At 34.5% G+C, this 5,574-nt stretch carries 3 protein-coding genes; all 3 read left to right on the top strand.

Annotation, left to right across the window (positions count from 1 at the left end; all coding sequences use genetic code 11):
• Positions 1-239 precede the first annotated feature (239 nt).
• The 3 genes from CKF58_RS06685 (at position 240) to CKF58_RS06695 (ending at position 5,232) form a co-directional block, all read left to right on the top strand.
• The gene (locus CKF58_RS06685) at positions 240-2,222 is read left to right on the top strand and encodes a S49 family peptidase (protein ID WP_119532224.1); all 1,983 of its coding nucleotides are present in this window, start codon (positions 240-242) and stop codon (positions 2,220-2,222) included.
• Positions 2,223-2,234: 12 nt separating this feature from the next.
• Positions 2,235-4,286: a S49 family peptidase gene (locus CKF58_RS06690; RefSeq protein ID WP_119532226.1), complete on the top strand. Its 2,052-nt coding sequence runs from the start codon at positions 2,235-2,237 to the stop codon at positions 4,284-4,286.
• A 271-nt stretch (positions 4,287-4,557) separates the two neighbouring features.
• Positions 4,558-5,232 (top strand): YchE family NAAT transporter, encoded by a 675-nt coding sequence (locus CKF58_RS06695; RefSeq protein WP_119532228.1) that lies wholly within the window; start codon positions 4,558-4,560, stop codon positions 5,230-5,232.
• Positions 5,233-5,574: the final 342 nt, after the last annotated feature.

Below are 5,574 nucleotides of genomic sequence, written 5' to 3' on the forward strand. Positions count from 1 at the left end.
GATTCATTACAATGTTGTTACATTTGTCTACAGGTAAAGATAATCAAAGTAATTGCTTATAGGCTGAATTCTATTGTAAGGGGATTGTTGTTTTATTTAAGACCTAACAATAGTTCTTTTTTGGGGTAAATATTTAAATAAGAAGATAGTTAAATCTCACAATTTTTAACAAGAGTTATTGACCTGCTCCCTTATTTAAATATTTATGTGATTTTGATCTAAGGATAAAAGAGTAGAATATGAGTTTAAAAGGCGCAATATGTAAGCTATGGGGCGCTGTTAAATTTTTAGTTTCTATTGTATTTAACGTATACTTTTTCCTCGGAGTTGGTTTATATTTAGCTATAACCGCTGCATACGAAAAATATAATGAAATTCAGTCCCCTTATAAGTACTCAGTGCCAGAAAATGCAGTAGTTTCACTTTCTTTAGGTGATGAGCCTATGAATGAAACTTCGATTTATGGTACTCCTGCGGCTCGTTGGGAAAACTTATTAAAAAATAGTCGTGGTAATCGTTATTCTTTTAGTGAGCAAGTATATGCTTTAAGCAATGCTGCAAGTGACGACAAAGTTAAAGGTGTAGTAGTTAAATTAAATGCTCGCCAATACAACTCGGCACAAGCGTATGAAATTACTCAAGCTCTATTAAATGTACGTAATGCTGGTAAACCAGTTTATGTTCTAGTTAATGGTGCGGCTGCTAATAACGATTTATTAATCTTATCTGCGGCTACAAAACGTTATGTAGTACCAGGTTCATTTGTACGTCCAGTAAGACCATCTTACGGTGCAGTGTTTAACAAAGGTTTCTACGACAAATTCAAAATTGATTTTATTGGTCAACGTGTATCTTTATATAAAGACATGATCTTAGATGATGTTAAATATCAAGTAGACCAAGATGTAAAATCAACTTATGATACTTATTACACTCGTTATTTAGATACAATGAAAGGTATTGGCGAAAACTATAATCGTCCATACGCTGAATTTGATCTAAGTGATGAACAATTATTAACTTTATTCAAAGAATATAAAGGTGACTTTGCAGCAGGATTTACTGCTAAAGGTTGGTTCGATAAAGTAGTTACTGAAAGTGAGTTCGACTCATTAGTAGCTAAAGAAGTAGCAGGTCGTAAAACTAATGCTAAAGTTCCTAACTACTTTAGCTTAGCTGCTTATACTTCAGCAACTAACAAACCATTATTTGATAGTAACGCAAGTTCTCGTAAACCACACATTGCATATGTAACAATGGTGGGTGATGTTACAAGATCAAGCGCTGGTGCTCCTGATGTAATCTCAATTAATAACACTTTACGTTATTTACGTTCAATTTACTACAACGCAAATAATGTTCAAGCTGTTGTATTACGTATTGACTCTCCAGGCGGTTCGTCAAACGTAGGTATTACTTTACGTCAAGCTTTAGACGATATTCGTGCTAAAGGTATTCCTGTGGTGGTTTCACAAGGTTACTTAGCTGCTTCAGCTGGTTACATGTTATCTTCAGGTTCTGATTATATTTATACAACTCCATTAACTATTACAGGTTCTATCGGGGTAGTAATCACTGGTTATAACTTAAACCGCTTCTTAGGTCAATTTGACATTAAAGCTGATGCTATTGGTCCGGGTCGTTACTACTCTTTAGTAGCAAGACTACCAATCGTTCAAGGTTATGCTAACCCACATGGTGATGCTGTAGCTGAATTATGGAAAGCTGGTATTACTAATTCATACCACGAATTTATTTCTCAAGTATACGAAGGTCGTAAAGATCACTTTGCTTCTTTAGAAGAAGTGAACCGTGTATCTCAAGGTCACACTTGGAGCGGTTCAGATGCTAAAGCTCTAGGCTTAGTTGATGGTTTCGGTGGTGTTTCTGATGCAATCAATAAAGCTCGTGAGTTTGTGCTATTTGCTCAAGAAAAACGTGAAACTGATGAGTTCTCACGTGGTGAGTTCACTAAAGTTGCAGTTGAAGAGTTAGATAAACTACCTGTTATTTATTACAATGCAGGTCGTCGTTACTCAATTACGGGTTCTTCATTAGTTAGTCGTGTATTAAGTTCGATCGATTACTTTACTGATGGTTATTTAACCTCAGCATTAGTAACTCTTGATGGTTACTTAAATAGTAATAAAGATGAACTTTTAGGTACATATCAAGCGCGTCTTGATACTAGTGACTTAGATAATGCACAAGGCCAAAAGTAGAGGAATAATTTTATGGTGAAAAAATTATTACGTGGTTTATGGCTTGTTGTGTATTACGTATATAAAGCAGCTTCATGGGTAGTATTCTCATTATTTGCTTTATTTGGTTTACTTGTAGTTGCAGTAGCTTTATATGTAAACTCACACACAAGTCTCTTAACTGCTTCGGTTGATGAGAAGTTTGAGGGTGAAAAATATCTGTACTTAAACATTGAAGATGTTACAGAAAAATCAATTAGCACTCCAGCTTACTACAACCTAGCAATTAACTTAGGTTTAGATGTACCTAGCCAAGTTTCAATTACTGATCTTGTTGAAGTAATCGAAGACGCGGCAAAAGATGATCGTATTAAAGGTTTAATTATCGACGTTGATAAGAGTAATTTTGAAACCTTTGGTATGCATGAAGAATTAGATCGTGCAATCCAAAAATTCAAAAAAGATTCTGAAGGTAAAAAACCTGTATACGGTTATTCAGTGTACTACTCATTAGGTGATTTAATTGCTTTACAAAACGCAGATAAAATCATCGTTGATGCAGTAGGTTCTTATAGTGCAGACTTTGTAGCCGCTTCGTTCTTCTACAAAGACTTCTATAAAACATACGGCATTAAAGACTATTCATTCCAAGTAGGTAAATACGGTTTAGCTGCTTTAACAAGCCAAGATGGCTTTACTCCAGAAAACTTAGTGTCGATTGATTCAATTGTATGGAAACCATTCCAATACGCACTTGACACTTTAAATGCTAAACGTACAGCTGTACACCCTGATCGTCCATTAAAATTAGACGCGAAAAAAGAATCAGATACAGCTAAACAAATTGAAGACGCTTACACTTTAAAATCAGACGCAGTTCTTTACAAAGACTACGGCTTATTTGATGAAGTGTTTACTCGTTTCCAATATGGTGACTTTGTACGTAAACAAGCTGGAGTAGATAAAGATACTAAATCTCCTAAAGTAGTTTACTTAGATGAGTATTTAGCAGATAAACGTGTACGTGCTGCTGAAGACAAAACTGATTACTCTACTAAAGACTACTACTTAAACTACTACTATGGTGGTTTATTTGGTAAAGATGCTGATGTAGATCCTAATGAAATTGCTGGTGAATTATTAAGTTTAACAGTTAATGCTAAAGAACCTGAAAAAGACAGTAAAGAAGGTAAATTAAAAGGTATTGTCTTACGTCTAGATTCTTTAGGTGGTACTTTAGGTGATGCACAAGTGCTATATAGCGCTTTACGTAAAGTAAGTGAATCAGGTGTGCCGGTTGTAGTATTAACAGGTGATGGTCTAGTAGGTTCAGCTTACGTTGCTGCAACAGGTGCGGATGCAATTGTAAGTTCGAAATATGTACCAGTTGGAGCATTAAATGCTTCTTCAACTTTAATAGATACAACTGATACTTTACGTGCGTTCTATAACATGAACCCGTCGTACTTCCGTGGTACACAATTAATCGTACCAGGTGGTGCTTTACCATTCCCATTTAACTTAGTAGTTAAAGGTGGCGGTGTATTAGTATCTCCACAATTTGTTGAATATCGTAAAGTAGTAACTGAAGGTCAATATGAAGACTCTTTAGCTCTTGTTGCTAAAGCTCGTAAATTTGACGAGCAAAAATTAGCACAAGTAGACCAAGGTCGTGTATTTACGGGTCAAGAAGCTTACGATTTAAAACTAGTAGATCAATTAGGTGGTGTTGAAACTGCATACGAACTACTAGATAAATTAAACAAAGAAAAAGACGAAAAATTTGACGCTAAAGCGATTATGCACTATGAAGCTAACCCAGACGAAGGTCCTTATAGCTCATTATTAAGCACGATTAATAGTGAAATTGGTGCTTACCAAGACTATAGAACTCGTTTAGAGTTAGGTTTATCAGAAACTGCATATAAAGTATTAAAATTTGAAATGAAAAATGAAGGTCAAGTTCTAAGCCTCTGTAGTTTATGTTTAACTCCAACGGCGAAAAATGTAGATCCTTATACCCAAAGCAAATTAGCTAATACTGGTAGTTTCTTAGGTAATGCTTTATATCGTTTAAGTAAATAGTCTTAAATGATTTCAGTAAGTAATAAGTTTGCTATAAGCTTTTGCTTATTTGATAACCTTAAAAATTAAAGCTCTCAAAGATAATCTTTGGGGGCTTTAATTTTGGTCTTTTATCAGAGCTTTAGGGCGGTTAATACTAGAAAATTCGGCGCATTAATTTAAAATTGTGTTAAAATTAAACTACTGCATCTCTGGGTAACGGGATTAAAGTTTAGTTTATATCCTCTAGGTTATCAGGGTTATTCCTATTAATTAACTTTGAAAATTCGACATGTTAGATCAAGATCTCTTTGGTACATGTTTATCGTTCTTTTTAGCGATATTTGCTATCACTAATCCAATTAGTGCTATGACGGTGTTTATAACCCTGACGAGTAGCTTATATCCTCGCGATAGAAACAGAGTAGCTTTAATTACTTCGATTTCCATTTTTGTAATTATTGTCGTTTCCATGCTTTTAGGATCATATATCCTAAAGTTTTTTGGTATCTCTAGTAGTGCTTTCCGTATTGCGGGGGGATTACTAATTGCAAGTGCTGCGTTTCCAATGTTACGTGGTAATATGAGTAGCCAAAAGCAAAACGAAGACGAAAAGAAAGAATTACAAAAAACGACAAACTCTGAATCAACATTTCAACCATCTAGTATTGCGGTAGTACCATTAGCTATGCCTTTAATTGCCGGTCCGGGTGCTATTTCAACTTCTATTCTCTGGATGGAAAAAGTAACCTCTATTTGGGTATTCTTAGCTCTAGCCATTACAATGGTGATTTATACGGTAATTGTATACGGCTTATTTTATATTTCTCCGATTATCACCCGTCTTCTAGGGCAAACAGGGATTAACGTGATTACGCGAGTTATGGGTCTATTTATGTTGTCGATTGGAGTGCAGCTAATAGTTTCGTCGTGTGTAGAGTTAATGCCAACGCTCTTTGTGAAATAAATTAAAAAAATTACAAAAAAAGTAACAAAAATTTCCGCACTAAGTGCGGAAATTTTTGTCTAAGAAGATTATAAGCAAGGATTTTAGGAACAGGTTGCACGAAATCAAAGGTTTAATTTTAGTTACCTTTACTTTTGTAAACTTGTTTTTAACAAGAAAACATTAACTTATTGTGCTAAAAAATGGCATTAGATCTAAGTTAATGATATACTAAGGTGTGAAAAATGACATTATCTTACTTTAGTTATTAAAAAAGTAAGAAAAATCTTCGACCTTATCTTAGCTTTTAAAGTCTTATATATTCTCTTTGGCAAGAGAAATAAGCATGCTTTTAGCAAATTT

The organism is Psittacicella hinzii (assembly GCF_003585935.1).
Classification (GTDB): Bacteria; Pseudomonadota; Gammaproteobacteria; order Enterobacterales; family Psittacicellaceae; genus Psittacicella; species Psittacicella hinzii.